The organism is Streptomyces sp. NPDC051243, assembly GCF_044455405.1.
Lineage (GTDB): Bacteria > Actinomycetota > Actinomycetes > Streptomycetales > Streptomycetaceae > Streptomyces.
In genome coordinates this window covers 412016-437629 of the sequence record NZ_JBITES010000008.1, presented here as the reverse complement: position 1 = coordinate 437629, position 25614 = coordinate 412016, and the positions used below count along the sequence as shown (strand labels likewise).

The 25614-nt window shown below is 67.0% G+C and carries 37 protein-coding genes; 36 read left to right on the top strand and 1 reads right to left on the bottom strand.

Features of this window, described 5'->3' with window-relative positions; all coding sequences use genetic code 11:
• Positions 1–157 precede the first annotated feature (157 nt).
• The 36 genes from rpsJ (at position 158) to ACIBAG_RS22725 (ending at position 24573) form a co-directional block, all read left to right on the top strand.
• Positions 158–466: a 30S ribosomal protein S10 gene (gene rpsJ / locus ACIBAG_RS22900; protein WP_003948644.1), complete on the top strand. Its 309-nt coding sequence runs from the start codon at positions 158–160 to the stop codon at positions 464–466.
• An 18-nt stretch (positions 467–484) separates the two neighbouring features.
• The gene (rplC, locus tag ACIBAG_RS22895; protein WP_019753089.1) at positions 485–1129 is read left to right on the top strand and encodes a 50S ribosomal protein L3; all 645 of its coding nucleotides are present in this window, start codon (positions 485–487) and stop codon (positions 1127–1129) included.
• An 8-nt stretch (positions 1130–1137) separates the two neighbouring features.
• Positions 1138–1791: a 50S ribosomal protein L4 gene (gene rplD / locus ACIBAG_RS22890; RefSeq protein ID WP_399107323.1), complete on the top strand. Its 654-nt coding sequence runs from the start codon at positions 1138–1140 to the stop codon at positions 1789–1791.
• Complete coding sequence (gene rplW, locus ACIBAG_RS22885) at positions 1791–2210, top strand: 50S ribosomal protein L23 (RefSeq protein ID WP_399107322.1); 420 nt, start codon at positions 1791–1793, stop codon at positions 2208–2210. The genes rplD and rplW overlap by 1 nt, the downstream gene beginning before the upstream one ends.
• 40 nt (positions 2211–2250) lie before the next feature.
• Positions 2251–3087 carry a 50S ribosomal protein L2 gene (rplB, locus tag ACIBAG_RS22880; protein ID WP_399107321.1) on the top strand — a complete coding sequence of 279 codons (837 nt, stop codon included), beginning with the start codon at positions 2251–2253 and terminating at the stop codon, positions 3085–3087.
• A gap of 12 nt (positions 3088–3099) precedes the next feature.
• Positions 3100–3381, top strand: coding sequence for a 30S ribosomal protein S19 (gene rpsS / locus ACIBAG_RS22875; protein ID WP_003998828.1), 282 nt, complete (start codon positions 3100–3102; stop codon positions 3379–3381).
• 43 nt (positions 3382–3424) lie between these two features.
• Complete coding sequence (rplV, locus tag ACIBAG_RS22870) at positions 3425–3772, top strand: 50S ribosomal protein L22 (RefSeq protein WP_388809630.1); 348 nt, start codon at positions 3425–3427, stop codon at positions 3770–3772.
• Positions 3772–4596 carry a 30S ribosomal protein S3 gene (rpsC, locus tag ACIBAG_RS22865; RefSeq protein WP_399107320.1) on the top strand — a complete coding sequence of 275 codons (825 nt, stop codon included), beginning with the start codon at positions 3772–3774 and terminating at the stop codon, positions 4594–4596. Before rplV ends, rpsC begins: the two co-directional genes overlap by 1 nt.
• A gap of 5 nt (positions 4597–4601) precedes the next feature.
• Positions 4602–5021: a 50S ribosomal protein L16 gene (gene rplP, locus ACIBAG_RS22860; RefSeq protein ID WP_030967307.1), complete on the top strand. Its 420-nt coding sequence runs from the start codon at positions 4602–4604 to the stop codon at positions 5019–5021.
• On the top strand, positions 5021–5245 hold the full coding sequence (gene rpmC, locus ACIBAG_RS22855) for a 50S ribosomal protein L29 (protein WP_007494763.1): 225 nt from the start codon (positions 5021–5023) through the stop codon (positions 5243–5245). Before rplP ends, rpmC begins: the two co-directional genes overlap by 1 nt.
• Positions 5245–5529, top strand: coding sequence for a 30S ribosomal protein S17 (gene rpsQ / locus ACIBAG_RS22850; RefSeq protein WP_399107319.1), 285 nt, complete (start codon positions 5245–5247; stop codon positions 5527–5529). Before rpmC ends, rpsQ begins: the two co-directional genes overlap by 1 nt.
• A 175-nt stretch (positions 5530–5704) precedes the next feature.
• A complete protein-coding gene (gene rplN, locus ACIBAG_RS22845; protein WP_003998823.1) occupies positions 5705–6073 on the top strand; it encodes a 50S ribosomal protein L14 in 369 nt (122 codons plus the stop codon).
• Positions 6074–6075: 2 nt separating this feature from the next.
• Complete coding sequence (gene rplX, locus ACIBAG_RS22840) at positions 6076–6399, top strand: 50S ribosomal protein L24 (RefSeq protein WP_031477830.1); 324 nt, start codon at positions 6076–6078, stop codon at positions 6397–6399.
• Positions 6399–6956 (top strand): 50S ribosomal protein L5, encoded by a 558-nt coding sequence (rplE, locus tag ACIBAG_RS22835; protein WP_016434630.1) that lies wholly within the window; start codon positions 6399–6401, stop codon positions 6954–6956. Before rplX ends, rplE begins: the two co-directional genes overlap by 1 nt.
• Positions 6957–6961: 5 nt before the next feature.
• Positions 6962–7147, top strand: a complete 186-nt coding sequence (locus tag ACIBAG_RS22830) for a type Z 30S ribosomal protein S14 (RefSeq protein ID WP_003948630.1) — start codon at positions 6962–6964, stop codon at positions 7145–7147.
• 213 nt (positions 7148–7360) lie between these two features.
• Positions 7361–7759, top strand: coding sequence for a 30S ribosomal protein S8 (gene rpsH, locus ACIBAG_RS22825; protein ID WP_015658459.1), 399 nt, complete (start codon positions 7361–7363; stop codon positions 7757–7759).
• Positions 7760–7783: 24 nt separating this feature from the next.
• Entirely contained in the window at positions 7784–8323 is a 540-nt protein-coding gene (gene rplF / locus ACIBAG_RS22820; protein ID WP_031477828.1) for a 50S ribosomal protein L6, read from the top strand.
• 3 nt (positions 8324–8326) lie between these two features.
• Positions 8327–8710 carry a 50S ribosomal protein L18 gene (rplR, locus tag ACIBAG_RS22815; RefSeq protein WP_071364959.1) on the top strand — a complete coding sequence of 128 codons (384 nt, stop codon included), beginning with the start codon at positions 8327–8329 and terminating at the stop codon, positions 8708–8710.
• Positions 8711–8753: 43 nt separating this feature from the next.
• On the top strand, positions 8754–9359 hold the full coding sequence (rpsE, locus tag ACIBAG_RS22810) for a 30S ribosomal protein S5 (RefSeq protein ID WP_003998815.1): 606 nt from the start codon (positions 8754–8756) through the stop codon (positions 9357–9359).
• The gene (rpmD, locus tag ACIBAG_RS22805; RefSeq protein ID WP_003998814.1) at positions 9359–9541 is read left to right on the top strand and encodes a 50S ribosomal protein L30; all 183 of its coding nucleotides are present in this window, start codon (positions 9359–9361) and stop codon (positions 9539–9541) included. Before rpsE ends, rpmD begins: the two co-directional genes overlap by 1 nt.
• A 2-nt stretch (positions 9542–9543) precedes the next feature.
• Positions 9544–9999, top strand: a complete 456-nt coding sequence (gene rplO, locus ACIBAG_RS22800; protein ID WP_014674382.1) for a 50S ribosomal protein L15 — start codon at positions 9544–9546, stop codon at positions 9997–9999.
• A 245-nt stretch (positions 10000–10244) separates the two neighbouring features.
• Positions 10245–11558: a preprotein translocase subunit SecY gene (gene secY / locus ACIBAG_RS22795; RefSeq protein ID WP_399107318.1), complete on the top strand. Its 1314-nt coding sequence runs from the start codon at positions 10245–10247 to the stop codon at positions 11556–11558.
• Positions 11558–12220 carry an adenylate kinase gene (locus tag ACIBAG_RS22790; RefSeq protein WP_399107317.1) on the top strand — a complete coding sequence of 221 codons (663 nt, stop codon included), beginning with the start codon at positions 11558–11560 and terminating at the stop codon, positions 12218–12220. Before secY ends, ACIBAG_RS22790 begins: the two co-directional genes overlap by 1 nt.
• A gap of 139 nt (positions 12221–12359) precedes the next feature.
• Entirely contained in the window at positions 12360–13196 is an 837-nt protein-coding gene (map, locus tag ACIBAG_RS22785) for a type I methionyl aminopeptidase (RefSeq protein WP_399107378.1), read from the top strand.
• Between the two features lie 261 nt (positions 13197–13457).
• A complete protein-coding gene (gene infA / locus ACIBAG_RS22780) occupies positions 13458–13679 on the top strand; it encodes a translation initiation factor IF-1 (protein WP_003948620.1) in 222 nt (73 codons plus the stop codon).
• Positions 13680–13739: 60 nt separating this feature from the next.
• The gene (gene rpmJ, locus ACIBAG_RS22775) at positions 13740–13853 is read left to right on the top strand and encodes a 50S ribosomal protein L36 (RefSeq protein ID WP_003998809.1); all 114 of its coding nucleotides are present in this window, start codon (positions 13740–13742) and stop codon (positions 13851–13853) included.
• Between the two features lie 187 nt (positions 13854–14040).
• A complete protein-coding gene (gene rpsM / locus ACIBAG_RS22770) occupies positions 14041–14421 on the top strand; it encodes a 30S ribosomal protein S13 (protein ID WP_019753104.1) in 381 nt (126 codons plus the stop codon).
• A 66-nt stretch (positions 14422–14487) separates the two neighbouring features.
• Positions 14488–14892, top strand: a complete 405-nt coding sequence (rpsK, locus tag ACIBAG_RS22765; protein WP_003956432.1) for a 30S ribosomal protein S11 — start codon at positions 14488–14490, stop codon at positions 14890–14892.
• A gap of 153 nt (positions 14893–15045) precedes the next feature.
• Positions 15046–16068 carry a DNA-directed RNA polymerase subunit alpha gene (locus ACIBAG_RS22760; protein ID WP_003966937.1) on the top strand — a complete coding sequence of 341 codons (1023 nt, stop codon included), beginning with the start codon at positions 15046–15048 and terminating at the stop codon, positions 16066–16068.
• A gap of 181 nt (positions 16069–16249) precedes the next feature.
• On the top strand, positions 16250–16744 hold the full coding sequence (gene rplQ, locus ACIBAG_RS22755) for a 50S ribosomal protein L17 (protein WP_399107316.1): 495 nt from the start codon (positions 16250–16252) through the stop codon (positions 16742–16744).
• A gap of 163 nt (positions 16745–16907) precedes the next feature.
• Positions 16908–17774, top strand: a complete 867-nt coding sequence (truA, locus tag ACIBAG_RS22750; protein ID WP_399107315.1) for a tRNA pseudouridine(38-40) synthase TruA — start codon at positions 16908–16910, stop codon at positions 17772–17774.
• A 420-nt stretch (positions 17775–18194) separates the two neighbouring features.
• Complete coding sequence (locus ACIBAG_RS22745; RefSeq protein ID WP_399107377.1) at positions 18195–19613, top strand: glycosyltransferase family 2 protein; 1419 nt, start codon at positions 18195–18197, stop codon at positions 19611–19613.
• Complete coding sequence (locus tag ACIBAG_RS22740) at positions 19613–20638, top strand: glycoside hydrolase family 26 protein (protein WP_399107314.1); 1026 nt, start codon at positions 19613–19615, stop codon at positions 20636–20638. The genes ACIBAG_RS22745 and ACIBAG_RS22740 overlap by 1 nt, the downstream gene beginning before the upstream one ends.
• Complete coding sequence (locus ACIBAG_RS22735) at positions 20638–22434, top strand: ArnT family glycosyltransferase (protein ID WP_399107313.1); 1797 nt, start codon at positions 20638–20640, stop codon at positions 22432–22434. Before ACIBAG_RS22740 ends, ACIBAG_RS22735 begins: the two co-directional genes overlap by 1 nt.
• A gap of 34 nt (positions 22435–22468) precedes the next feature.
• The gene (locus tag ACIBAG_RS22730; protein ID WP_399107312.1) at positions 22469–23779 is read left to right on the top strand and encodes a UDP-glucose dehydrogenase family protein; all 1311 of its coding nucleotides are present in this window, start codon (positions 22469–22471) and stop codon (positions 23777–23779) included.
• A 29-nt stretch (positions 23780–23808) separates the two neighbouring features.
• On the top strand, positions 23809–24573 hold the full coding sequence (locus tag ACIBAG_RS22725) for a polyprenol monophosphomannose synthase (protein WP_399107311.1): 765 nt from the start codon (positions 23809–23811) through the stop codon (positions 24571–24573).
• Positions 24574–24682: 109 nt separating this feature from the next.
• Here ACIBAG_RS22725 and ACIBAG_RS22720 read toward each other — a convergent pair whose 3' ends face one another.
• Positions 24683–25567 (bottom strand): hypothetical protein, encoded by an 885-nt coding sequence (locus ACIBAG_RS22720; RefSeq protein WP_399107310.1) that lies wholly within the window; start codon positions 25565–25567, stop codon positions 24683–24685.
• Positions 25568–25614: the final 47 nt, after the last annotated feature.

Sequence of the window (25614 nt, the reverse complement as noted above, 5' to 3'; positions counted from 1 at the left end):
CCTGCGGTTCCGGAAGGGCCGTGCTCCCAAGCAGGGATGTTCGAACAAGGGGCATCTGTGTCAGCGGGAGCGCGACACGCCCGACCGCGTGGGTCGGAGGAGAAGGGCTGGAACACCGGGTTCCGGAGCGTAAGAGAGACAGGACTACTGAGTAGCCATGGCGGGACAGAAGATCCGCATCCGGCTCAAGGCCTACGACCACGAGGTCATCGACTCCTCGGCGAAGAAGATCGTCGAGACGGTGACCCGCACTGGTGCGTCGGTCGCGGGCCCGGTGCCGCTGCCCACTGAGAAGAACGTGTACTGCGTCATCAAGTCGCCGCACAAGTACAAGGACTCGCGCGAGCACTTCGAGATGCGCACGCACAAGCGCCTGATCGACATCCTCGACCCGACCCCCAAGACCGTTGACTCTCTGATGCGACTCGACCTCCCGGCCGGTGTCGACATCGAGATCAAGCTCTGAGGCGCGGTGATCTGAGAGATGGCTAAGCAGATCAAGGGCATCCTGGGCGAGAAGCTCGGCATGACGCAGGTGTGGGACGAGAACAACCGTGTTGTTCCGGTCACCGTCGTCAAGGCCGGCCCCAACGTCGTCACCCAGGTTCGTACCAACGACGTCGACGGCTACGAGTCCGTCCAGCTCGCCTTCGGCGAGATCGACCCGCGCAAGGTGAACAAGCCCCTCAAGGGCCACTTCGCGAAGGCCGACGTCACCCCCCGTCGTCACCTCGTCGAGATCCGCACCGCGGACGCCTCCGAGTACACGCTCGGCCAGGAAGTCACCGCCGAGGTGTTCGAGGCCGGCGTGAAGGTCGACGTCACCGGCAAGAGCAAGGGCAAGGGCTTCGCCGGTGTCATGAAGCGTCACAACTTCGGTGGCCTCGGCGCCGGTCACGGCACCCAGCGCAAGCACCGCTCTCCCGGTTCCATCGGTGGCTGCGCCACCCCGGGCCGTGTGTTCAAGGGCCTCCGCATGGCGGGTCGCATGGGCAACGAGCGGGTCACCACCCAGAACCTGACCGTCCACGCCGTTGACGCGGAGAAGGGTCTGCTGCTCATCAAGGGCGCGGTTCCCGGTCCGAACGGCGGCCTCGTCCTGGTCCGCACCGCGGCCAAGGGGGCCTGAGGTAACCGATGAGCACTGTTGACATCCTTTCGCCGGCGGGCGAGAAGGCCGGTTCCGTCGAGCTCCCCGCGGAGATCTTCGACGCCAAGGTCAGCGTTCCGCTGATCCACCAGGTCGTCGTCGCGCAGCTGGCCGCTGCCCGCCAGGGCACGCACAAGACCAAGACCCGCGGTGAAGTCCGTGGTGGTGGCAAGAAGCCGTACCGCCAGAAGGGCACCGGTCGCGCCCGCCAGGGTTCGACCCGCGCGCCGCAGTTCGCCGGTGGTGGCGTCGTGCACGGTCCCGTGCCGCGCGACTACTCGCAGCGGACCCCGAAGAAGATGAAGGCCGCCGCCCTGCGCGGTGCCCTCACCGACCGGGCCCGCAACAACCGCATCCACGTCGTCTCCGGCGTCATCGAGGGCGAGACCCCGTCCACGAAGTCCGCCAAGACGCTGTTCGGCAAGATCTCGGAGCGCAAGAACCTGCTCCTGATCGTCGAGCGCGCCGACGAGGCCGCGTGGCTGTCCGCCCGCAACCTGCCCCAGGTCCACATCCTGGAGCCGGGCCAGCTGAACACGTACGACGTTCTCGTCTCGGACGACGTGGTCTTCACCCAGGCCGCGTTCGAGTCCTTCGTGTCTGGCCCCAAGGCCGCTGACACCGAAGGGAGCGAGGCCTGATGGCTACGCGTCACCCGAGCATTGCCTCCAAGGCTGCGAAGGCCGCCAAGGCCGCGCGCGTCGCCAAGGCGCGTCGCCACGCCGCCGAGGGCAAGAACACCGTCGAGACCCCGGCGAGCAAGTCCTTCACGGACCCCCGTGACGTGCTGCTCAAGCCGGTCGTCTCCGAGAAGAGCTACGCGCTCCTCGACGAGGGCAAGTACACGTTCATCGTCGCCCCGAGCGCCAACAAGACCCAGATCAAGCAGGCCGTCCAGGCGGTCTTCTCGGTCAAGGTCACCGGGGTCAACACGATCAACCGCCAGGGCAAGCGCAAGCGGACCCGCACGGGCTTCGGCCAGCGTGCCGCCACCAAGCGCGCGATCGTGACCCTCGCCGAGGGCGACCGTATCGACATCTTCGGCGGTCCGACCGCCTAAGGGCGGTCCGGATCGTCCGATATCGGACGAGGACTGAGAAATGGGAATCCGCAAGTACAAGCCGACTACGCCGGGCCGTCGTGGCTCCAGCGTCGCCGACTTCGTCGAGGTCACGCGGTCCACGCCGGAGAAGTCGCTGGTCCGCCCGCTGCACAGCAAGGGCGGCCGTAACAACGCCGGTCGTGTGACCGTTCGCCACCAGGGTGGCGGACACAAGCGCGCCTACCGAGTGATCGACTTCCGTCGTCACGACAAGGACGGCGTGCCGGCGAAGGTCGCGCACATCGAGTACGACCCCAACCGCACCGCGCGCATCGCGCTGCTGCACTACGCCGACGGCGAGAAGCGCTACATCCTCGCCCCGCGCAACCTGCAGCAGGGTGACCGCGTCGAGAACGGTCCCGGGGCCGACATCAAGCCGGGCAACAACCTGGCGCTGCGCAACATCCCGGTCGGTACCACGATCCACGCGATCGAGCTCCGTCCCGGTGGCGGCGCCAAGTTCGCCCGCTCCGCCGGTGCCTCCGTGCAGCTGCTCGCGAAGGAGGGCTCGATGGCCCACCTCCGCATGCCCTCCGGTGAGATCCGCCTGGTCGACGTGCGCTGCCGCGCCACCGTCGGCGAGGTCGGCAACGCCGAGCAGAGCAACATCAACTGGGGTAAGGCCGGCCGTAAGCGCTGGCTGGGCGTCCGCCCGACCGTTCGCGGTGTGGCGATGAACCCGGTTGACCACCCCCACGGTGGTGGTGAGGGCAAGACCTCCGGTGGTCGCCACCCGGTCAGCCCCTGGGGTCAGAAGGAAGGTCGTACTCGTTCGCCCAAGAAGGCGTCGAACAAGTACATCGTCCGCCGCCGCAAGACGAACAAGAAGCGCTAGGAGCGGGTTTAGATGCCGCGCAGTCTCAAGAAGGGGCCCTTCGTCGACGACCACCTGATCAAGAAGGTGGAAGCCCAGAACGAAGCCGGCACCAAGAACGTCATCAAGACCTGGTCCCGTCGCTCCATGATCGTGCCGGCCATGCTCGGCCACACGCTCGCGGTGCACAACGGCAAGACCCACATCCCGGTGTTCGTCACCGAGTCGATGGTCGGCCACAAGCTCGGCGAGTTCTCGCCGACGCGCACCTTCCGGGGTCACGTCAAGGAAGACCGGAAGTCGAAGCGCCGCTAGTAGCGGATCGCATTCAGACACGTAAGTAACTGAAGGGACAACCATGGAAGCCAGGGCCCAGGCGCGGTACATCCGCGTCACGCCCATGAAGGCCCGCCGTGTGGTGGACCTCATCCGTGGCATGGACGCCACGGAGGCCCAGGCGGTCCTGCGATTCGCTCCGCAGGCTGCCTCTGTGCCGGTCGGCAAGGTGCTCGACAGCGCCATCGCCAACGCCGCGCACAACTACGACCACCCGGACGCCTCCTCGCTGTACATCAGCGAGGCGTACGTCGACGAGGGCCCGACCCTGAAGCGGTTCCGTCCGCGCGCCCAGGGCCGTGCCTACCGGATCCGCAAGCGGACCAGCCACATCACCGTGGTCGTCGCCAGCAAGGAAGGAACCCGGTAATGGGCCAGAAGGTAAACCCGCACGGGTTCCGGCTCGGTGTCACGACCGACTTCAAGTCGCGTTGGTACGCCGACAAGCTGTACAAGGACTACGTCAAGGAAGACGTCGCCATCCGTCGGATGATGACGTCCGGCATGGAGCGCGCCGGTATCTCGAAGGTGGAGATCGAGCGCACCCGTGACCGTGTCCGCGTGGACATCCACACCGCGCGTCCGGGCATCGTCATCGGCCGCCGTGGCGCCGAGGCCGACCGCATCCGCGGTGACCTCGAGAAGCTCACGGGCAAGCAGGTCCAGCTGAACATCCTCGAGGTCAAGAACCCCGAGACCGACGCTCAGCTGGTTGCCCAGGCCGTTGCCGAGCAGCTCTCCTCCCGCGTCTCCTTCCGCCGCGCCATGCGTAAGAGCATGCAGTCGGCGATGAAGGCCGGCGCCAAGGGCATCAAGATCCAGTGCGGTGGCCGCCTCGGCGGCGCCGAGATGTCCCGCTCGGAGTTCTACCGCGAGGGCCGTGTGCCCCTGCACACGCTCCGCGCGAACGTGGACTACGGCTTCTTCGAGGCCAAGACGACCTTCGGCCGCATCGGTGTGAAGGTCTGGATCTACAAGGGCGACGTCAAGAACATCGCCGAGGTCCGCGCCGAGAACGCTGCCGCCCGTGCGGGTAACCGCCCGGCCCGCGGTGGCGCTGGCGACCGCCCGGCCCGTGGTGGCCGCGGTGGCGAGCGGCGCGGTCGCAAGCCGCAGCAGGCTGCCGGTTCCGAGGCCCCCAAGGCCGAGGCTCCCGCGTCCGCTCCGGCTGAGAGCACCGGAACGGAGGCCTGACCGACATGCTGATCCCCCGTAGGGTCAAGCACCGCAAGCAGCACCACCCGAAGCGCTCCGGCGCTGCCAAGGGTGGCACGACGGTTGCGTTCGGCGAGTACGGCATCCAGGCGCTCACCCCGGCCTACGTGACGAACCGTCAGATCGAGGCCGCTCGTATCGCCATGACGCGTCACATCAAGCGTGGTGGCAAGGTCTGGATCAACATCTACCCGGACCGTCCGCTCACCAAGAAGCCCGCTGAGACCCGCATGGGTTCCGGTAAGGGTTCTCCGGAGTGGTGGATCGCCAACGTCAAGCCCGGACGCGTGATGTTCGAGCTGTCGTACCCCAACGAGAAGATCGCCCGTGAGGCGCTGACTCGTGCGGCCCACAAGCTGCCGATGAAGTGCCGGATCGTCAAGCGCGAGGCAGGTGAAGCGTGATGTCGGCCGGTACCAAGGCGTCCGAGCTGCGCGAGCTGGGCAACGAGGAGCTTCTGGCGAAGCTTCGCGAGGCCAAGGAAGAGCTGTTCAACCTCCGCTTCCAGGCGGCGACCGGTCAGCTCGAGAACCACGGCCGTCTGAAGGCGGTCCGCAAGGACATCGCGCGGATCTACACCCTGATGCGCGAGCGTGAGCTGGGCATCGAAACGGTGGAGAACGCCTGATGAGCGAGAAGAACGTGACTGAGAACGCAGAGGCGCGCGGCTTCCGCAAGACCCGTGAGGGTCTCGTCGTCAGCGACAAGATGGACAAGACCGTCGTCGTCGCCGTCGAGGACCGTGTGAAGCACGCGCTGTACGGCAAGGTCATCCGCCGTACGAACAAGCTCAAGGCGCACGACGAGCAGAACGCCGCGGGCATCGGCGACCGCGTCCTCCTCATGGAGACCCGGCCGCTGTCCGCGACGAAGCGCTGGCGCGTCGTCGAGATCCTCGAGAAGGCGAAGTAATAAGCGGGGGCTCCGCCCCCGCTGACCCCCGCCGGGGCTCCGGTCCCGGACCCCGGCGTGGGTTTCCGCCCGAAGAGGCGCAAGTAATTCCTGCGGGGCACTCCCCGCAGGACGGTTCCGCCAGGCTCTCCGGCTCAACCCCCGGAGGGAACCGGCAGACAAACAGGAGATAGACGTGATCCAGCAGGAGTCGCGACTGCGTGTCGCCGACAACACTGGTGCGAAGGAGATCCTTTGCATCCGTGTGCTCGGTGGCTCCGGTCGCCGCTACGCGGGCATCGGTGACGTCATCGTCGCCACCGTCAAGGACGCGATCCCCGGTGGCAACGTGAAGAAGGGTGACGTCGTCAAGGCGGTCATCGTTCGCACCGTCAAGGAGCGCCGCCGTCCGGACGGCTCGTACATCCGCTTCGACGAGAACGCCGCCGTCATTCTGAAGAACGACGGCGACCCTCGCGGCACCCGCATCTTCGGCCCGGTCGGCCGTGAGCTGCGCGAGAAGAAGTTCATGAAGATCATCTCGCTCGCGCCGGAGGTGCTGTAAGCATGAAGATCAAGAAGGGCGACCTGGTCCAGGTCATCACCGGTAAGGACAAGGGCAAGCAGGGCAAGGTCATTGCCGCTTACCCGCGCGAGGAGCGTGTCCTGGTCGAGGGTGTCAACCGGGTCAAGAAGCACACCAAGGCCGGTCCGACCGCTCGCGGTTCGCAGGCCGGCGGCATCGTCACGACCGAGGCGCCGATCCACGTCTCCAACGTCCAGCTGGTCGTTGAGAAGGACGGCAACAAGGTCGTCACGCGTGTCGGTTACCGCTTCGACGACGAAGGCAACAAGATCCGCGTTGCCAAGCGGACGGGTGAGGACATCTGATGGCTACCACCACGACTCCGCGTCTGAAGCAGAAGTACCGCGAGGAGATCGCGGGCAAGCTGCGTGACGAGTTCAAGTACGAGAACGTCATGCAGATCCCCGGCCTCGTCAAGATCGTGGTCAACATGGGTGTGGGCGACGCCGCCCGCGACTCCAAGCTGATCGAGGGCGCCATCCGCGACCTGACCACGATCACCGGTCAGAAGCCGGCCGTCACCAAGGCCCGCAAGTCCATCGCGCAGTTCAAGCTGCGTGAGGGCCAGCCGATCGGTGCCCACGTCACGCTCCGTGGCGACCGCATGTGGGAGTTCCTGGACCGCACCCTGTCGCTCGCGCTGCCGCGCATCCGCGACTTCCGTGGTCTGTCCCCCAAGCAGTTCGACGGCCGTGGCAACTACACCTTCGGTCTCACGGAGCAGGTCATGTTCCACGAGATCGACCAGGACAAGATCGACCGCGTCCGGGGTATGGACATCACCGTGGTCACCACGGCGACCAACGACGCTGAGGGCCGCGCGCTCCTTCGTCACCTCGGCTTCCCGTTCAAGGAGGCGTGAGCGAGATGGCGAAGAAGGCTCTGATCGCTAAGGCTGCTCGCAAGCCCAAGTTCGGTGTGCGTGGCTACACCCGCTGCCAGCGCTGCGGCCGTCCGCACTCCGTGTACCGCAAGTTCGGCCTGTGCCGCGTGTGCCTTCGTGAGATGGCTCACCGTGGCGAGCTGCCGGGCGTGACCAAGAGCTCCTGGTAATCCCCGTTATTTAGGGATTCCGGAAGCTCTCGGTAAGCATCTGGGTGGACAGGGGCCCACCCCCGCATGGCTTAGGCTTGTGGGGTTGGGCGCCTGTCACGCCCGTACGACTTACTACGCCGTAGGTCCACCGCGCCGCACCCGTCCCGTCTCGGATCGGGGAGAGGGATGGCGCACCAGGAAACCCCGGCGAGAGAGGCCGAAGGCCAATTCATGACCATGACTGATCCGATCGCAGACATGCTTACGCGTCTGCGGAACGCGAACTCGGCGTACCACGACACCGTGGCGATGCCGCACTCGAAGATCAAGTCGCACATCGCGGAGATCCTCCAGCAGGAGGGCTTCATCACGGGCTGGAAGGTCGAGGACGCCGAGGTCGGCAAGAACCTCGTCCTGGAGCTGAAGTTCGGCCCCAACCGTGAGCGCTCCATCGCGGGCATCAAGCGGATCTCCAAGCCCGGTCTGCGGGTTTACGCGAAGTCCACCAACCTGCCGAAGGTGCTCGGCGGCCTCGGCGTGGCGATCATCTCCACGTCCCACGGGCTCCTCACCGACAAGCAGGCCGGCAAGAAGGGCGTAGGCGGAGAAGTCCTCGCCTACGTCTGGTAGCAGAAGGGAACGGAGGAAACAGCTATGTCGCGCATCGGCAAGCTCCCCATCGCGGTTCCCGCCGGCGTGGACGTCACCATCGACGGCCGTACGGTCAAGGTCAAGGGCCCCAAGGGCGAGCTGACCCACACCGTGTCGGCGCCGATCGAGGTCGCCAAGGGCGAGGACGGCACCCTGCAGGTGACCCGCCCGAACGACGAGCGTCAGAACAAGGCCCTGCACGGCCTGTCCCGCACGCTGGTGGCGAACATGATCACCGGCGTGACCCAGGGTTACGTGAAGAAGCTCGAGATCAGCGGTGTCGGTTACCGCGTGACCGCCAAGGGCTCGAACCTCGAGTTCGCGCTCGGTTACAGCCACCCGATCCTGGTCGAGGCCCCCGAGGGCATCACCTTCAAGGTCGAGGCTCCGACGCGTTTCTCGGTCGAGGGCATCGACAAGCAGAAGGTCGGCGAGGTCGCGGCCAACATCCGCAAGCTGCGCAAGCCCGACCCGTACAAGGCCAAGGGCGTCAAGTACGAGGGCGAAGTCATCCGCCGCAAGGTCGGAAAGGCGGGTAAGTAAGCCATGGCATACGGACAGAAGATCCTGAAGGGCGACGCCTACAAGCGCGCCGCGATCAAGCGCCGTCACATCCGGATCCGCAAGCGGATCAACGGTACGGCGGAGCGTCCCCGTCTGGTCGTTACCCGCTCCAACCGCCACATCGTGGCCCAGGTGATCGACGACCTCAAGGGTCACACCCTTGCGTCGGCGTCCACCCTGGACACCTCGATCCGCGGTGGCGAGGGCGACAAGTCCGCGCAGGCCAAGCAGGTCGGCGCCCTGGTCGCCGAGCGTGCCAAGGCCGCCGGTGTCGAGGCCGTCGTATTCGACCGTGGTGGTAACCAGTACGCCGGGCGCATCGCCGCTCTGGCGGACGCCGCCCGCGAGGCCGGACTCAAGTTCTGAGTCCTGGTTCCGTAGCTAGCGGAGACAGAGAGAGGTAATTCCAATGGCTGGACCCCAGCGCCGCGGTGGCGGTGCCGGTGGCGGCGAGCGGCGGGACCGGAAGGGCCGTGACGGCGGCGCAGCTGCCGCCGAGAAGACCGCGTACGTTGAGCGCGTCGTCGCGATCAACCGCGTCGCCAAGGTTGTGAAGGGTGGTCGTCGCTTCAGCTTCACCGCGCTGGTCGTGGTGGGCGACGGTGACGGCACCGTGGGTGTCGGTTACGGCAAGGCCAAGGAGGTGCCGGCCGCCATCGCCAAGGGCGTTGAGGAGGCCAAGAAGCACTTCTTCAAGGTCCCCCGGATCCAGGGCACCATCCCGCACCCGATCCAGGGTGAGAAGGCTGCCGGCGTCGTGCTGCTCAAGCCCGCGTCCCCGGGTACCGGTGTTATCGCCGGTGGTCCGGTGCGTGCCGTGCTCGAGTGCGCCGGTATCCACGACGTGCTGTCGAAGTCGCTCGGCTCCGACAACGCGATCAACATCGTGCACGCGACCGTGGAGGCCCTGAAGGGTCTGCAGCGTCCCGAGGAGATCGCGGCTCGCCGTGGTCTGCCGCTCGAGGACGTCGCGCCCGCGGCTCTGCTGCGTGCCCGTGCCGGAGTGGGTGCGTGATGGCTCAGCTCAAGATCACGCAGGTCAAGTCCTACATCGGCAGCAAGCAGAACCACCGTGACACCCTGCGGTCGCTTGGTCTCAAGGGGATCAACACCGTGGTCGTCAAGGAGGACCGCCCCGAGTTCCGCGGCATGGTGCACACCGTCCGCCACCTCGTGACGGTCGAGGAGGTCGACTGATCATGGCGGAGCAGAACCCGCTGAAGATCCACAACCTCCGTCCCGCCCCGGGCGCCAAGACCGCCAAGACCCGTGTCGGTCGTGGTGAGGCGTCGAAGGGTAAGACGGCCGGTCGTGGTACGAAGGGTACGAAGGCCCGTTACCAGGTTCCGGAGCGCTTCGAGGGTGGCCAGATGCCGCTCCACATGCGCCTCCCGAAGCTGAAGGGCTTCAAGAACCCGTTCAAGACCGAGTACCAGGTCGTGAACCTCGACAAGCTGGCCGCGCTGTACCCCGAGGGTGGCGAGGTCACCGTCGAGGGTCTCGTTGCCAAGGGTGCCGTTCGCAAGAACAGCCTCGTCAAGGTCCTCGGCCAGGGCGAGATCTCCGTAGCGCTGCAGGTGACGGTCGACGCCGTCTCCGGCTCCGCCAAGGAGAAGATCACCGCCGCCGGCGGTACCGTCACCGAGCTCGTCTGAACCCATCAGGCGTCTTGATGACTTGAGCGATCCCGACCGGGGATACCCCACAAATGGGGTATCCCCGGTTGGTCGTTCCAAGGGGGGCAGTCTCGCCGGTAAGGTGGCCTGCACTGCCCACTTTTACGGAGTGCTTCTTGTGGGGCACTCTGAGCGGCAGTTGACCGTTAGCTAAGTCGTTCCTATTAGTCGAACCTCAAGACCGTCACCCTTGACGCAGTAGCGCGGGGGTCGCAGGAGGCACCGTGCTCACCGCGTTCGCCCGGGCGTTCAAGACGCCCGACCTGCGCAAGAAGCTGCTCTTCACGCTCGGCATCATCGTGATCTACCGGATCGGTACACACATCCCGATCCCCGGCGTCGACTACAGGGCCGTTCAGGTCTGCATCGACCAGGCGAGCACCAACCAGGGCCTGTTCGGTCTCGTCAACATGTTCAGCGGCGGCGCGCTGCTGCAGATCACGATCTTCGCGCTCGGCATCATGCCGTACATCACGGCGAGCATCATCCTGCAGCTGCTGACCGTCGTGATCCCGCGCCTGGAAGCCCTGAAGAAGGAGGGCCAGGCCGGCACGGCGAAGATCACGCAGTACACCCGGTACCTGACGGTGGCGCTCGCCATCCTGCAGGGCACCGGCCTGGTGGCCACCGCCCGCAGCGGCTCGCTCTTCCCGAACTGCCAGGTGGCCGGCCAGATCGTGCCGGACCGCTCGATCTTCACCACGGTCGTGATGGTCATCACGATGACCGCCGGTACGGCCACCGTCATGTGGCTCGGTGAGCTCATCACCGACCGCGGCATCGGCAACGGCATGTCGATCCTGATGTTCATCTCGATCGCCGCGACCTTCCCGTCCGCGCTGTGGGCCATCAAGCAGCAGGGCAGCCTGGCGGACGGCTGGATCGAGTTCGGCACGGTGGTCGCCGTCGGCCTGGTGATGATCGGCCTGGTCGTCTTCGTCGAACAGGCTCAGCGCCGTATTCCGGTGCAGTACGCGAAGCGCATGATCGGCCGTCGGTCCTATGGCGGTACGTCGACGTACATTCCGCTGAAGGTCAACCAGGCGGGCATCATTCCTGTGATCTTTGCCTCGTCGCTGCTCTACATCCCGGCTCTGATCGCGCAGTTCTCCGGAGGAAACGCCGACTGGAAGGTGTGGATCGAGAAGAATCTGGCGCAGACGGACGCGCCGATGCACATCGTCCTCTACTTCTTCCTGATCATCTTCTTCGCTTTCTTCTACGTGGCCATCTCGTTCAACCCCGAGGAAGTCGCGGACAACATGAAGAAGTATGGTGGCTTCATCCCGGGCATCCGGGCTGGCCGACCGACCGCTGAGTACCTTTCCTATGTGCTCAACCGGATCACTTGGCCGGGCTCGCTGTACTTGGGTCTGATCGCTCTCGTGCCGACGATGGCGTTGGCTGGTTTCGGGGCAAACCAGAACTTCCCGTTCGGCGGGACCAGCATCCTGATCATCGTGGGTGTCGGTCTCGAGACCGTGAAGCAGATCGAGAGCCAGCTCCAGCAGCGCAATTACGAAGGGTTCCTCCGCTGATGCGAATCGTCCTCGTCGGGCCGCCGGGTGCCGGGAAGGGAACGCAGGCCGCGTTCCTGGCCAAGAACCTGTCGATCCCGCACATCTCCACGGGCGACCTGTTCCGCGCCAACATCAGCCAGCAGACGGAGCTCGGGAAACTCGCGAAGTCCTATATGGACGCGGGCAACCTGGTGCCGGACGAGGTCACCATCGGGATGGCCAAGGACCGTATGGAGAAGCCGGACGCCGAGGGCGGCTTCCTGCTGGACGGCTTCCCGCGCAATGTCTCCCAGGCCGAGGCGCTCGACGAGATGCTGCAGTCCGAGAGCATGAAGCTGGACGCGGTGCTGGACCTCGAAGTCCCCGAGGAAGAGGTCGTCAAGCGGATCGCCGGGCGGCGGATCTGCCGCAAGGATTCCAGCCACGTCTTCCATGTGACGTACAGCCAGCCGAAGAAGGAGGGCGTCTGCGACGCCTGCGGCGGCGAGCTGTACCAGCGGGACGACGACTCCGAGGAGACCGTCCGCAAGCGGCTGGAGGTCTACCACACGCAGACCGAGCCGATCATCGACTACTACAAGGCGCAGGGGCTGGTGGTCACCATCTCCGCGCTGGGTAAGGTCGAAGAGGTCACGGCTCGCGCGATGGAGGCGCTCCAGCGCGACGAGGACGGCAAGTAGGAGCGTCCGCAGCGCGTACGCAGCTCAGGCCGCGGTTCCCGGTGAGGGGGCCGCGGCTGCTGTGTGGGGTGGGTGTGCCGACTCCGCCCTTATGGTTGAAGCAGTCCCCGTGTCCGGTCCGAGAAAGGCCCCCGTCCCCATGGTGCAGATCAAGAGCCCCGAGCAGATCGCCAAGATGCGTGAGGCGGGGCTGGTCGTCGCCGCCATCCACGCGGCCACGCGCGAGGCCGCGGTACCCGGGGCCAGCACCAAGGATCTGGACGAGGTCGCGCGGAAGGTGCTCGCGGAGCACGGCGCCAAGTCGAACTTCCTCGGCTACGGCGGCTTCCCCGCGACGATCTGCACCTCCGTGAACGACGTCGTCGTGCACGGCATCCCGTCCGAGGACGTCGTCCTCAAGGACGGCGACATCATCTCCATCGACTGCGGCGCCATCATCGACGGCTGGCACGGCGACGCGGCGTACACCGCCTTCGTGGGCTCCGGTCACGCTCCGGAGCTGGTCGAGCTCTCCCGGGTGACCGAGGAGTCGATGTGGGCCGGCATCGCGGCGATGAAGCAGGGCAATCGGCTGATCGATGTGTCGCGGGCCATCGAGACGTACATCCGCCGGCAGCCGAAGCCCGGTGGCGGCAAGTACGGGATCATCGAGGACTACGGCGGCCACGGCATCGGTACCGAGATGCACATGGATCCGCATCTGCTGAACTACGTCGACCGGCGGCGGGGCAAGGGGCCGAAGCTGGTTCCGGGGTTCTGCCTCGCGATCGAGCCGATGGTGTCCCTGGGCACGCCGAAGACGGAGGTCCTGTCGGACGACTGGACGGTCATCACGACTGATGGCACGTGGTCGTCCCACTGGGAGCACTCGGTCGCGCTGACGGCGGAGGGGCCCTTGGTGCTCACCGCTCCCGACGGGGGTAAGGCGAAGCTGGCGGAGCTCGGGATCGTTGCCGCGCCGGATCCGTTGGGCTGAGCGCCTTCCGGGGAGGGCGGGCCCGCTGGTCGGCGGCCGCGGCTTCGTCGTGGTTGTTCGCGCAGTTCCCCGCGCCCCTGCGTTCGCTGCGCTTACGGATCTTCCAAGCGGGGCAGGCTTCCTCGATTCGTCTTTCCGGGTGCGCTGACGTAGACTGACTCGTCGGCTCTTGTGTACCCGCATGTCTGCATGCGCCTGTATCTCCGAGACACAGGAAAAGTGCACGGGTCGATCAAGGTAGTCGATTCCGAAGGGCGAAGCGTGGCCAAGAAGCAAGGTGCCATCGAGATCGAGGGCACTGTCGTCGAGTCTCTGCCGAACGCCATGTTCAAGGTCGAGCTCCAGAACGGCCACCAGGTCCTGGCACACATCAGCGGCAAGATGCGCATGCACTACATCCGCATCCTCCCTGACGACCGGGTCGTGGTGGAGCTGTCTCCGTACGACCTGACGCGTGGCCGGATCGTCTACCGGTACAAGTAGATCTTGCCCCCGCCCCGGGTCCTCCCGAGGCGATGGCACTGACCCGGAGAACCTCACCCAATGAAGGTCAAGCCGAGCGTCAAGAAGATCTGCGACAAGTGCAGGGTGATCCGCCGTCACGGTCGGGTCATGGTCATTTGCGAGAACCCGCGCCACAAGCAGCGCCAGGGCTGACCGCACGATCACCTTTCTGCATTCGCAGGACTTCGCGCGACGCGAGCTGAATATGTTCATACGCAGGATCCAGACGCTTCGGCGTCTGACACCCCCGGTTCGGAGGCCGGGGACCCAGTTCGTACCTGGTACGGCGGCTGGGAGTCGGTTCTGCGGAAGACCTCCGAAGATCACCAGGAGCCATTGAATGGCACGCGTTTCCGGTGTTGACATCCCGCGCGACAAGCGCGTGGAGGTCGCCCTCACCTACGTGTTCGGCATCGGCCGGACCCTTTCGCAGCAGACGCTGGCCGCGACCGGCGTCGACCCGAACACCCGCGTTCGCGACCTCTCCGAGGAGCAGCTCGTCGCGATCCGCGAGTACGTGGACAACAACATCCGCACCGAGGGTGACCTCCGTCGCGAGATCCAGGCCGACATCCGCCGCAAGGTCGAGATCGGCTGCTACCAGGGTCTGCGCCACCGCCGCGGTCTGCCCGTCCGCGGTCAGCGCACCAGCACCAACGCCCGCACCCGCAAGGGCCCGCGTCGCGCCATCGCCGGCAAGAAGAAGCCGGGCAAGAAGTAGTCCACAGCGGACTTCGCCGTCCAGCGGTCTTCGCTGTAGGACCGACCACCTCCCGTAGGAGTACAGATGCCCCCCAAGGGTCGTCAGGGCGCTGCCAAGAAGGTGCGCCGCAAGGAAAAGAAGAACGTCGCTCACGGCCACGCGCACATCAAGAGCACGTTCAACAACACGATCGTCTCCATCACGGACCCGTCCGGCAACGTGATCTCCTGGGCCTCCGCCGGCCACGTCGGCTTCAAGGGCTCCCGGAAGTCCACGCCGTTCGCCGCGCAGATGGCCGCCGAGTCGGCTGCCCGCCGCGCCCAGGAGCACGGCATGCGCAAGGTCGACGTGTTCGTGAAGGGCCCGGGTTCCGGTCGTGAGACCGCGATCCGCTCCCTGCAGGCCACGGGCCTCGAGGTCGGCTCCATCCAGGACGTCACCCCGACCCCGCACAACGGCTGCCGTCCGCCGAAGCGTCGTCGCGTCTGACGTACGGCTGCTTCGAGCAGGCTTGGTCGCGGGCGGTACGGCTCTGTAGGGCCGTATCGCCCGTACCCTTGCAGTACCCGCACTTTTCACCGGGTGCGGTTTCCGTCGGGCGTCAAATAGCGGGCGTCCACGAAAGAAGGATCTGATCCACACATGCTGATCGCTCAGCGTCCCTCGTTGACCGAAGAGGTCGTCGACGAGTTCCGCTCCCGGTTCGTGATCGAGCCGCTGGAGCCGGGCTTCGGCTACACCCTCGGCAACTCCCTCCGCCGCACCCTCCTGTCGTCGATCCCCGGCGCTGCTGTCACCAGCATCCGCATCGACGGTGTCCTGCACGAGTTCACCACCGTGCCGGGCGTCAAGGAGGACGTCACCGACCTGATCCTCAACATCAAGCAGCTGGTCGTGTCGTCCGAGCACGACGAGCCCGTGGTGATGTACCTGCGCAAGCAGGGTCCGGGTCTGGTCACCGCCGCCGACATCGCGCCCCCGGCCGGTGTCGAGGTGCACAACCCCGACCTCGTCCTCGCCACGCTCAACGGCAAGGGCAAGCTGGAGATGGAGCTCACGGTCGAGCGTGGCCGTGGTTACGTCTCCGCCGTGCAGAACAAGCAGGTCGGTCAGGAGATCGGTCGTATTCCGGTCGACTCGATCTACTCGCCGGTTCTCAAGGTCACCTACAAGGTCGAGGCGACCCGTGTTGAGCAGCGCACCGACTTCGACAAGCTGATCGTCGACGTCGAGACCAAGCAGGCCATGCGTCCGCGTGACGCCATGGCGTCGGCCGGTAAGACGCTGGTCGAGCTGTTCGGTCTGGCCCGTGAGCTCAACATCGACGCCGAGGGCATCGACATGGGTCCGTCCCCGACGGACGCCGCGCTCGCCGCCGACCTGGCTCTGCCGATCGAGGAGCTCGAGCTCACCGTTCGGTCGTACAACTGCCTCAAGCGCGAGGGCATCCACTCCGTGGGTGAGCTCGTGGCGCGTTCCGAGGCCGACCTGCTCGACATCCGCAACTTCGGTGCGAAGTCGATCGACGAGGTCAAGGCGAAGCTGGCCGGCATGGGCCTGGCGCTCAAGGACAGCCCGCCCGGATTCGACCCGACCGCCGCCGCGGATGCCTTTGGCGCCGACGACGACGCGGACGCGGGCTTTGTGGAGACCGAGCAGTACTAAGAGCTCGGGCCTTCCGGTCCGTACTTGGGCGCGGGTGCGCTGTGCTTGATCGCGCAGTTCCCCGCGCCCCTTCCGGGAGCGCCCCTTCGGGGCGGCTCCCGGATCTCTGACAGACAACCGTCTGCTCAGATACTGACCCCGGTACCTGACACGGCCGGGGCAGACACACAGGAGAAGAACAATGCCGAAGCCCACCAAGGGTGCCCGTCTGGGCGGCAGCGCCGCGCACGAGAAGCTGCTCCTCGCCAACCTGGCGAAGAGCCTCTTCGAGCACGGCCGTATCACCACCACCGAGGCGAAGGCCCGTCGTCTGCGGCCGTACGCCGAGCGTCTGATCACCAAGGCGAAGAAGGGTGACCTTCACAACCGCCGTCAGGTGCTCCAGGTCATCACGGACAAGGGCGTCGTCCACACGCTCTTCACCGAGATCGGCCCGCGGTACGAGAACCGTCCGGGTGGCTACACCCGCATCACCAAGATCGGTAACCGCCGTGGCGACAACGCGCCCATGGCTGTCATCGAGCTGGTCGAGGCGCTGACGGTTGCGCAGGAGGCGACGGGTGAGGCCGAGGCCGCGACGAAGCGCGCTGCCAAGGACGCCGAGGCTGCTGAGGCCAAGGTCGACACGACCAAGGCCGACGACGAGGCTGCCGCCGAGGAGTCGAAGGACGCCTAAGCGTCTGCCGGGTGGCTGCTGTCGTGCGGCTGCGGCGCAGTCGTGGTTGTTCGCGCCCACGCGGAGCCGCATATCGACACAGTCCCGCGCCCCTGAAGGGCGTTGGCGGGCTCGTTCCTTTCGAGGAGCGGGCCCGCTCTTGTGTTCCTGAGAGGATCTCTCCGTGAGTGATGAAGTAGCACCCGGTCACGTTCGTATCCGTCTTGATCTGTCGTACGACGGCTCCGCCTTCCACGGCTGGGCCAAGCAAGCCGGCGGTAGGCGGACCGTGCAGGGGGAGGTCGAGGACGCGCTGCGGACCGTCACGCGGTCGGGGAGCACGACGTACGAACTGACCGTGGCCGGGCGGACGGACGCCGGGGTGCATGCGCGGGGGCAGGTCGCGCATGTTGATCTGCCGGAGGGAGTTTGGCGGGAGCATCACGAGAAGTTGCTCAAGCGGCTTGCCGGGCGGTTGCCCAAGGATGTGCGGGTGTGGGCGCTCAGGGAGGCGCCGAGTGGGTTCAACGCGCGGTTCTCGGCTGTCTGGCGGCGGTACGCGTACCGCGTCACCGACAATCCCGGTGGGGTTGATCCGCTGTTGCGCGGTCATGTGCTGTGGCATGACTGGCCCCTCGATGTCGATGCCATGAACGAGGCGGCGCGGGGGCTGCTCGGGGAGCATGACTTCGCCGCGTACTGCAAGAAGCGGGAGGGGGCCACCACCATCCGTACGCTTCAGGAGCTGAGTCTCGTGCGGGGGGACGACGGGATCATCACCGCCACCGTCCGGGCCGACGCCTTCTGCCACAACATGGTGCGGTCGCTCATCGGGGCGCTGTTGTTCGTCGGGGACGGGCACCGGCCCGCCGACTGGCCCGGCAAGGTGCTCGCCGCGGGGGTCAGGGACTCCGCCGTGCATGTCGTACGGCCGCACGGGCTGACCCTCGAAGAGGTCGGGTACCCGGCCGACGAGTTGCTGGCCGCGCGGAACAAGGAAGCGCGAAACAGGCGATCCCTGCCCGGGACGTCTGGATGCGAAACCTGTTAGTTACCTGACATTTGAGGCCAGATAGTGCACATGTCGGGACTTACCGGGCGTAAGTCTGCTTGATGCCCCTTACGACCTTCTTACCTCTCGTATAGCCTTTCGCCTCTCGGGCGGTAGTTCGAGCTGCTTGGCCGTTGTTCGAGAAATCGACATGGGGAAGGCCGAGCAGAGGGTGGGGGTCAACGGGCCGTATCCGGGCCCGGGGGTGGGTCTTTCATGAGTTCAGTTGGTCCTGCGCGGACCGGGGGGCGCCGTGCCGTGCGCCAGAACAGTGGTGGTGGACGGCGGAAGGCGGGGCGAGGTGAGGGCGCTCCGCTGGGGTTGCTGCCCTTGCCGCCGACGGACAAGGAGAAGTACTCCTACGCCAGACGGCATCTGTGGATTCTGACGATCAGTTCGCTGATCAGCTTCTGCTGTCTGGTGGTGAGCCAGTTCAAGCTGGCGCAGTCGACGCCGGTGCTGTGGATCTACACGCCGCTGCTCGTCTTCACGGTGCTGTACTACCTGGTGTCGCTGCGGGTGAACGGATTCACCCGGGACTTCGACATCGCGCACCACAAGCGGCTCGTGCACAACTGGCGGCCGGACGTGTATCCGACGGTCGATGTCTTCCTTCCGGTGTGCGGTGAGCCCATCGAGGTGCTGCACAACACCTGGCGGCATGTGCGGGAGATGGCCGACCGGTATCCGGGAGTGTGCGTTCCGTTCGTGCTGGACGACGGGGCAAGTCCCGAACTCGCCGCCATGGCCCGGGACTTCGGGTTCCGCTACGGCACCCGGGAGAACCGCGGCTGGTTCAAGAAGGCGGGCAACCTGCACTTCGGGTTCGGGCAGTCCGACGGGCAGTACATCCTGATCCTGGACGCCGACTTCACCCCGCGCTCCGACCTGCTCCAGGAGCTGCTGCCGTACATGGAGGCGGACCCGCGCATCGGGATCGTCCAGTCGCCGCAGTACTTCCGGGTGCTGGACTCGCAGAACTGGATCGAGCGCGGGGCCGGTGCGGTGCAGGAGCTGTTCTACCGGTCGGTGCAGGTGTCTCGGCAGGGCAGCGACGGCGCCATCTGCGTGGGCAGTTGTGCGGTGTACCGGCGGGCGGCGCTGGAGACCAACGGCGGTACGACGCTGATCGAGCACTCCGAGGACGTGCACACCGGGTTCGATCTGCGGGGGCTCGGCTGGGATCTGCGGTACGTGCCGGTCGCGGTGTCGACGGGCGTGTGCCCGGACACGGCCGGCGCCTTCTTCAACCAGCAGTACCGCTGGTGCTCCGGCTCGATGAGCCTGCTCGGCAGCCGCAAGTTCTGGCAGGCGAAGATCAGGCTCTCCAGCCGCCTGTGCTACATGTCCGGCTTCTTCTACTACATCCACACGGCGCTGTTCACCTTCGCCGCCCCGGTCATCCCGATCGTGCTGCTGCTGATGATGCCGGAGAAGCTGATGGTCGAGCACCTTGCCCTGGTGCTGCCCAGCATCATCTACACCACGATCGTCTTCCCGATGTGGCACAAGGCGCCCTACCGCCTGGAGGCCTGGGCCGCCCGGCTGATGTACGGCTGGGCCCACGTCTTCGCCATCTGGGACATCCTGCGCAAGAACCGCATGGGCTGGCAGCCGACCGGCTCCTCCGGCGCGAAGAAGAACAAGACCCGGCGCTTCTGGATCGGCATGTGGGTCTGGAGCGGCGGCACCGCGCTGATCTGGGTCCTGGGAGCGGTCTACCGGACGTTCACCATGGACGCTCCCGACTTCGCGCTGATCCTGTCCTCCGGGCTCTTCTACGCCCTGGTCGTGGGCCGGGTCCTGGTGCAGCCGCGGGAGAAGGAGGTGGCTGCCTGATGCGGACGTTCACCCGTGTCCGTACGGCTGTGGCGGCCTGCCTGCTCGCCGGCGCGCTCGCCCTCACCGGCTGCTCGGTCCTCGGCGAGGACTCGGACGGCTCCGCCTCGGCCGGCGCCGGTGAGGCCGAGGCCGGCGCGGACTCCTCGGAGAGCTCCGAGGCAGACATCCCTTACGACGTCGTACCCCTGCTGAAGCCGGACAAGAAGTACTTCGGGGCCGCCGTCGACGGCGCTCCCAACTCCATGACGGGCATCGACACGTACACGAGCATGGTCGGCAAGCAGCCGAACCTCATCGAGTACTACGCCGCCTGGGGTGACGGCTTCGACGCCACCGGGGTGCGCAACGCCTGGCGTGAGGGCGCCATGACGCTGATGTCGTGGGAGCCCTTCGACACGCCCGTCGCCGACATCGCGGCCGGCAAGTCGGACGCGTACATCAAGGAGTACGCGACCGCCGTCCGCAAGCTGAACCTGCCCGTCGTGATCTCCTTCGCCGACGAGTTCAACGGGCACTGGGAGAAGTGGGGCACGAAGAACGTGACCCCCGCGGACTACGTGGCCGCCTGGCGGCACCTCCACGAGACCTTCGTCGACGTCGGCGCCTCGAACGTCATCTGGGCCTGGTCGCCCAACATCGTCAACCCGGTCAAGAGCGTCAAGCTCAAGCCGTACTACCCGGGCGACGCCTACGTCGACTGGGTCGGCCTGATCGGCTACTGGACGATCGAGGAGGACAGCGCCTTCGACAGCGTCTTCGGGGCGACCCGGGACCAGGTCCGCACCTTCACCAAGAAGCCGATGATCCTGCTGGAGACCGCCGCTATGGCGGGTGAGCGGCGGCGTGCCGACATCCGCAACCTGTTCGCGGGCGTCACGGCGGACGACGACATGCTCGGTTTCGTCTGGTTCAACCACAAAAAGCGTGCCGACTGGCGACTTGAGGCGAGCCCGCTGGCGCTGAAGGAGTTCAAGCGCCTGGCCGCCGACGACAGCTTCGGCTTCGACGTACGGAAGCCGTGATGACCTCCCGACACGACCACTACACACCTCAGCCCTTCGATCCGTACGCCGAGGAGGAGGACGCCTCCACCTGGTTCAACTCGAACGGGCGGCGCCCCGCTCAGCAGGGCTATGCGTACGACGACCAGTACCAGGCCTACGAACAGCAGCAGGCGCCGTACCCGGCAGCCGTCCCCCAGCAGCCGCAGGGGATGCACGACGACCAGCCGACCTACGCCCTGCGCACGGTCCAGTACCAGCAGGTGCCGGACGAGCCCGAGTACCACATCCCCGAAACGCCGGAAGCCGGCTGGGAGATGGCGGCGAGCAGGCGGCGGGCCTGGGTCAGCCGGGCGGTACTGCTGTGCATCATGGCCATCCAGGCGGCGCTGTCGCTGCGGCTGTCCAACACCGCGTTCCAGGACGAGGCGCTGTACCTGGCGGCCGGCCACGCCGAGCTGGACCGTCTGCTCAACGGCACCGAGATGCCCCGCGACTACGCCGCGTACTTCTCCGGCTCGCCGCAGCTGTATCCGGTGCTCGCCGCGATCGTGGACGCGAGGTTCGGGCTCGCCGGGGCGCGGAGCCTGAGCCTGTTCTTCATGCTCTGCACGACCGGGCTGCTGTACTCGTTCACGCGGCGCCTGTTCAACGAGCGGGCCGCGCTGGCCGGCGCCGCGCTCTTCGCGGTGCTGCAGTCGACCGTCGTCATGGGCTACTTCGCCACCTACGACGCGGCCGCGGTGTTCCTGCTTGCCCTGACGACGTGGATCGTCGTGCGCACCGACCGGGCGCCCGTGATCGCCGTGCTGCTGGCCGCACCCATCGGGGTGCTGGCGGTCGGCGTGAAGTACGCGTCCGCGCTGTACCTGCCGACCATCGTCGTGCTCGCGCTGCTCACCGCGTGGCCGCACAAGGGCGGCAAGGCGTTCGCGCGTATGGTGCTGCTCGCGCTCGGCATCGGCGGTCTGCTCGCCGCGGGCATGTACACCACCGACCTGATGGACGGTGTGCGGCAGACCACCACCAACCGCGCCCATGGCACCGACACCACCGAGTTCCTGCTGGAGCAGACCGTCAAGTGGGGCGGGCTGATGTTCCTGGCGGCCGTCGGCGGTGCCGTCTCGTACGTCCGGCGCAGCCGGATGAACGAGTCACCGCTGGCTCTGCGCCTCGGCAACCCCGGCTGGCGCTGGCGGGCCCTGCTGGGCCTGGTCCTGTGCGGCACGGCCGTCCTGGCACCGGCGTACCAGATCCATCTGGGGACCGTGGTCTCGCTGTTCAAGCACGTCGGCTTCGGTCTGCTCTTCGCCGCGCCGATGGCCGGTGTGGGAGTGACCCGGCTGGTGGGCGCGCACTTCCGCTATCCGCAGCTCGGCATCATGCTCTGGACCGCCGTGCTGTGCCTGGGCATCCAGCAGGCCGACTGGCGCTTCGACATCTGGCCGAACTCCACGAAGATGATCAACGCCATCGAGTCCCATGTGGACCGCGAGGGCAACTACCTCGCCTCGACGCCCGAGGTGCCCGTCTACTACCTGTACGACAAGTCCAGCCACCGGCAGTGGCACAGCCTCTTCGGCATGGAGTACAAGGACGAGAAGGGCAAGTACTACAGCGGTGACGAGGCCTACAAGGCGGCGGTCAAGGACGGCGACTTCGACCTGATCGTCCTCGACGGGCTCACCAACCCGAGGGTGGACGACATCATCGCCGCCGAGGTGAAGGGCAACTCGCACTACCGGCTGCTGGCCGAGATCCCGTTCCGCAACGCGAACGGCACCAGCGAGTACCGCATCTGGATCAAGACCTCCTGAGCGCATCCGCGCGGAAGCAAGAAAGGCCGTACGTATGCGGCTCACCGTCATCGGCACCGGCTACCTCGGTGCCACCCACGCCGCCTGCATGGCGGAACTGGGCCACGACGTCCTCGGAGTCGACGTCGACCCGGACAAGGTCGCCGCGCTGCGGGCGGGCCGGGTGCCGTTCCACGAGCCCGGGCTGCCCGAGCTGATCGCGAAGCACACGGCGAGCGGCCGGCTCCGCTTCACCACCTCCTACGCGGAGGCCGGGGCCTTCGGCGACGTGCACTTCGTGTGTGTCGGCACGCCGCAGCGGAAGGACTCCGAGGGAGCGGATCTGACGTACGTCGACTCCGCCTTCGCGGCCCTCGCCGAGCACGCCGGACCCGACGCGCTGCTGGTCGGCAAGTCGACCGTGCCGGTGGGGACGGCGGGGCGGCTCGCCGAGGCGCACGCCGGGGTCGAGGTCGCCTGGAACCCGGAGTTCCTGCGGGAAGGGTTCGCGGTCGAGGACACGCTGCGGCCGGACCGGCTGGTGTTCGGGGTGCGGTCGGAGCGTGCCGAAACGATTCTGCGCGCCGTGTACGCCCCCGTACTCGCCGCCGGCACCCCGCTCGTCACCGCCGACTTCCCGACCGCCGAGCTGGTCAAGACGGCCGCCAACGCCTTCCTCGCCACCAAGATCTCCTTCATCAACGCGATGGCGGAGGTCTGCGAGGCGGCCGGCGGCGACGTCGGCGTGCTCGCCGAGGCGATCGGGTACGACGACCGGATCGGCCGCAAGTTCCTGCGGGCCGGCGTCGGCTTCGGCGGGGGCTGTCTGCCCAAGGACATCCGCGCCTTCGCGCACCGCGCCGACGAGCTGGGCGTCTCGCTGGCGTTCCTGCGCGAGGTCGACGCGATCAACATGCGGCGCCGCGACAAGGTTGTCGAGCTGGCGAGGGAGCTGTGCGGCGGTGCGGTGCTGGGCGCCCGTGTCGCCGTACTGGGCGCGGCCTTCAAGCCGGACTCGGACGACATCCGGGACTCACCCGCGCTCAACGTCGCCGCCCGGCTGCGCCTCGACGGTGCCGACGTCACCGTCTACGACCCCGAGGCCATGGACAACGCCCGCAAGGCGTTCCCGCTGCTCGGGTACGCGCTGTCGGCCGAGGAGGCGCTGGGGGGCGCCGATCTCGTGCTGCATCTGACCGAGTGGCCGCAGTTCCGGGAGATCGACCCGGCACGGGCCCGGTCGCTGGTTTCCCGTCCGCGGATCGTGGACGGGCGGGGGGTGCTCGACGCGGACCGCTGGACCGCGGCGGGCTGGCAGTTCCGGGCGCTGGGGAGGCCCGCGTCCGTTGGGGAGGGGCCCCGGTAGGGGCTCCTAGGGGAGGGAAAGAGAAAGCCATGCCGGAACTCGACAGACACCCTGGTGTGCCGGTCACCGTGGTCATGCCGACCTACAACGAGGCGGCCAATCTGCCGCGGATGGCCGAGCTGGTGCTGGGCCTGCCGATCGACGGACTGCACCTGAAGATCGTCGACGACTCCAGCCCGGACGGCACCGGGCGGCTCGCCGAGGAACTCGCCGAGAAGTACAACGCCGACCAGCCGGCCGGGCGGCGCCGGATGAGCGTGCTGCACCGCACCGAGAAGGACGGGCTGGGGCGGGCGTACGTCGCGGGCATGAGCGCCGCGCTCGAGGAGGGCGCCGAGTACGTCGTCCAGATGGACGCCGACGGCAGCCACCCGGCGGAGGCGGTGCCGCGGATGCTGGGTACGGCGGTGGCCTCCGGGGTGGGCCTGGTCGTCGGCAGCCGGTACGTCGAGGGCGGCTCGCTGGACGAGGACTGGGGAATGCACCGCGTTCTGCTGTCCCGGTTCGCCAACCGCTACGCCCGGGCCGTGCTCGGCACGAAGATCCGGGACATCACGGCCGGCTTCAACCTGTGGTCGGCGGCGACCCTGCGGGACATCGACCTGGCCACGCTCGACAGCGCCGGCTACAGCTTCCAGGTGGAGCTGAAGTACAAGGCCGTCCGCGCCGGGCACAGTGCCGTGGAGATCCCGATCCGCTTCGAGGAGCGGACGGAGGGGGTGTCCAAGATGACGCTCAGGACGCAGCTGGAGTCGGCCGTCGTGCCGATTCGGCTGCGCCTCAAGCACCGGTGAGGGCGGGGGAGTACGACTGAGCCGCGGCGGCGGTCGACTGTGTGCCGGCCGGCGCCGCGGCTCACTTGTTGCTTGTCTCGCTCGCCTTACCGTCGGCCGGCCGGCCGCCCTACTCGTTGGCCGCCGCCGACGCCTGCGTCTCGCCCCGCCTGCGGATCTGTTCGTACGTGAGGCTGTTCAGGTTGTTGCTGGTCTTGTAGACCTCGGTGTCCTTGTCCGTCACGTCCTTGCCGCTGGTGAAGCCGGTGATGGTGAAGTAGGCGTAACGGCCGTAGGAGTTGGCGGACATCAGACAGACGGTGGAGTTGCAGAAGCCCTTGACGCCCTGGCCGGAGAGCGACCTGAGGAAGTCCTTCTGCGGGTCGACCTTCTTCGCGGCCTTGGTGGCCTGTGCCTCGGTGTCGAAGACGGCCACGCCGACCGTCACCGCGATGCCGCCCCTGACGTAGGAGACACGCAGGAGGCGGGTGCAGTCGTTGTCGGTGAGGATCTTCGGCAGTCCGCCCTTGGCGGCCGCGGAGCAGCTCTTGGTGTCGTCCGTCGGGCCCTTCTTGTACACCGTCTCGCCCACGGTGTACTGCGTGCCCGGGAAGAGGATCTGCGCGCCGAGGGGAGCGGTGTCCTTGCTCTTGTCGGAGACGAAGTCCTTCGGGTCCAGCGGCGGCGGAGCGCTCGTCGACGCGAACGACGGGGGCTGCGTGGTCGAGCCCGGCAGGTTCCCCGCCCCGGACAGCCCCGAAGTCGGTTGGTTCGAGGAGCCGTTGTCGTTCGCGGACACCACGGCCACGGCGACGGCGGTGCCGACCGCGATGGTCGCGAACGCGCCGCCGCCGATGAACAGCATCCGGCGCCGCTTGTTGCGCGACTCGGAGGCCTCGGCGAGCGCGGCCCAGTCCGGGGTCTGGTCGGCGCCGCCGCCGTTCCACGGCTGCTGGGAATGCGGTTTCCAGGGATCCCACTGGGACTGGGGTCCCCCCTGCTGCCCGTAGCTCATGGGGCGCATCTTAGACGGGTCGCGGGTGTGCCGCTCCGCCCCAAGAG

Bases quoted from the DNA above. Each gene is read 5' to 3' on its own strand.
- rpsJ (WP_003948644.1), top strand. From the start codon at position 158: ATGGCGGGACAGAAGATCCGCATCCGGCTCAAGGCCTACGACCACGAG.
- rplC (WP_019753089.1), top strand. From the start codon at position 485: ATGGCTAAGCAGATCAAGGGCATCCTGGGCGAGAAGCTCGGCATGACG.
- rplD (WP_399107323.1), top strand. From the start codon at position 1,138: ATGAGCACTGTTGACATCCTTTCGCCGGCGGGCGAGAAGGCCGGTTCC.
- rplW (WP_399107322.1), top strand. From the start codon at position 1,791: ATGGCTACGCGTCACCCGAGCATTGCCTCCAAGGCTGCGAAGGCCGCC.
- rplB (WP_399107321.1), top strand. From the start codon at position 2,251: ATGGGAATCCGCAAGTACAAGCCGACTACGCCGGGCCGTCGTGGCTCC.
- rpsS (WP_003998828.1), top strand. From the start codon at position 3,100: ATGCCGCGCAGTCTCAAGAAGGGGCCCTTCGTCGACGACCACCTGATC.
- rplV (WP_388809630.1), top strand. From the start codon at position 3,425: ATGGAAGCCAGGGCCCAGGCGCGGTACATCCGCGTCACGCCCATGAAG.
- rpsC (WP_399107320.1), top strand. From the start codon at position 3,772: ATGGGCCAGAAGGTAAACCCGCACGGGTTCCGGCTCGGTGTCACGACC.
- rplP (WP_030967307.1), top strand. From the start codon at position 4,602: ATGCTGATCCCCCGTAGGGTCAAGCACCGCAAGCAGCACCACCCGAAG.
- rpmC (WP_007494763.1), top strand. From the start codon at position 5,021: ATGTCGGCCGGTACCAAGGCGTCCGAGCTGCGCGAGCTGGGCAACGAG.
- rpsQ (WP_399107319.1), top strand. From the start codon at position 5,245: ATGAGCGAGAAGAACGTGACTGAGAACGCAGAGGCGCGCGGCTTCCGC.
- rplX (WP_031477830.1), top strand. From the start codon at position 6,076: ATGAAGATCAAGAAGGGCGACCTGGTCCAGGTCATCACCGGTAAGGAC.
- rplE (WP_016434630.1), top strand. From the start codon at position 6,399: ATGGCTACCACCACGACTCCGCGTCTGAAGCAGAAGTACCGCGAGGAG.
- ACIBAG_RS22830 (WP_003948630.1), top strand. From the start codon at position 6,962: ATGGCGAAGAAGGCTCTGATCGCTAAGGCTGCTCGCAAGCCCAAGTTC.
- rpsH (WP_015658459.1), top strand. From the start codon at position 7,361: ATGACCATGACTGATCCGATCGCAGACATGCTTACGCGTCTGCGGAAC.
- rplF (WP_031477828.1), top strand. From the start codon at position 7,784: ATGTCGCGCATCGGCAAGCTCCCCATCGCGGTTCCCGCCGGCGTGGAC.
- rplR (WP_071364959.1), top strand. From the start codon at position 8,327: ATGGCATACGGACAGAAGATCCTGAAGGGCGACGCCTACAAGCGCGCC.
- rpsE (WP_003998815.1), top strand. From the start codon at position 8,754: ATGGCTGGACCCCAGCGCCGCGGTGGCGGTGCCGGTGGCGGCGAGCGG.
- rpmD (WP_003998814.1), top strand. From the start codon at position 9,359: ATGGCTCAGCTCAAGATCACGCAGGTCAAGTCCTACATCGGCAGCAAG.
- rplO (WP_014674382.1), top strand. From the start codon at position 9,544: ATGGCGGAGCAGAACCCGCTGAAGATCCACAACCTCCGTCCCGCCCCG.
- ACIBAG_RS22790 (WP_399107317.1), top strand. From the start codon at position 11,558: ATGCGAATCGTCCTCGTCGGGCCGCCGGGTGCCGGGAAGGGAACGCAG.
- map (WP_399107378.1), top strand. From the start codon at position 12,360: ATGGTGCAGATCAAGAGCCCCGAGCAGATCGCCAAGATGCGTGAGGCG.
- rpmJ (WP_003998809.1), top strand. From the start codon at position 13,740: ATGAAGGTCAAGCCGAGCGTCAAGAAGATCTGCGACAAGTGCAGGGTG.
- rpsM (WP_019753104.1), top strand. From the start codon at position 14,041: ATGGCACGCGTTTCCGGTGTTGACATCCCGCGCGACAAGCGCGTGGAG.
- rpsK (WP_003956432.1), top strand. From the start codon at position 14,488: ATGCCCCCCAAGGGTCGTCAGGGCGCTGCCAAGAAGGTGCGCCGCAAG.
- ACIBAG_RS22760 (WP_003966937.1), top strand. From the start codon at position 15,046: ATGCTGATCGCTCAGCGTCCCTCGTTGACCGAAGAGGTCGTCGACGAG.
- rplQ (WP_399107316.1), top strand. From the start codon at position 16,250: ATGCCGAAGCCCACCAAGGGTGCCCGTCTGGGCGGCAGCGCCGCGCAC.
- ACIBAG_RS22740 (WP_399107314.1), top strand. From the start codon at position 19,613: ATGCGGACGTTCACCCGTGTCCGTACGGCTGTGGCGGCCTGCCTGCTC.
- ACIBAG_RS22735 (WP_399107313.1), top strand. From the start codon at position 20,638: ATGACCTCCCGACACGACCACTACACACCTCAGCCCTTCGATCCGTAC.
- ACIBAG_RS22730 (WP_399107312.1), top strand. From the start codon at position 22,469: ATGCGGCTCACCGTCATCGGCACCGGCTACCTCGGTGCCACCCACGCC.
- ACIBAG_RS22725 (WP_399107311.1), top strand. From the start codon at position 23,809: ATGCCGGAACTCGACAGACACCCTGGTGTGCCGGTCACCGTGGTCATG.
- ACIBAG_RS22720 (WP_399107310.1), bottom strand. From the start codon at position 25,567: ATGAGCTACGGGCAGCAGGGGGGACCCCAGTCCCAGTGGGATCCCTGG.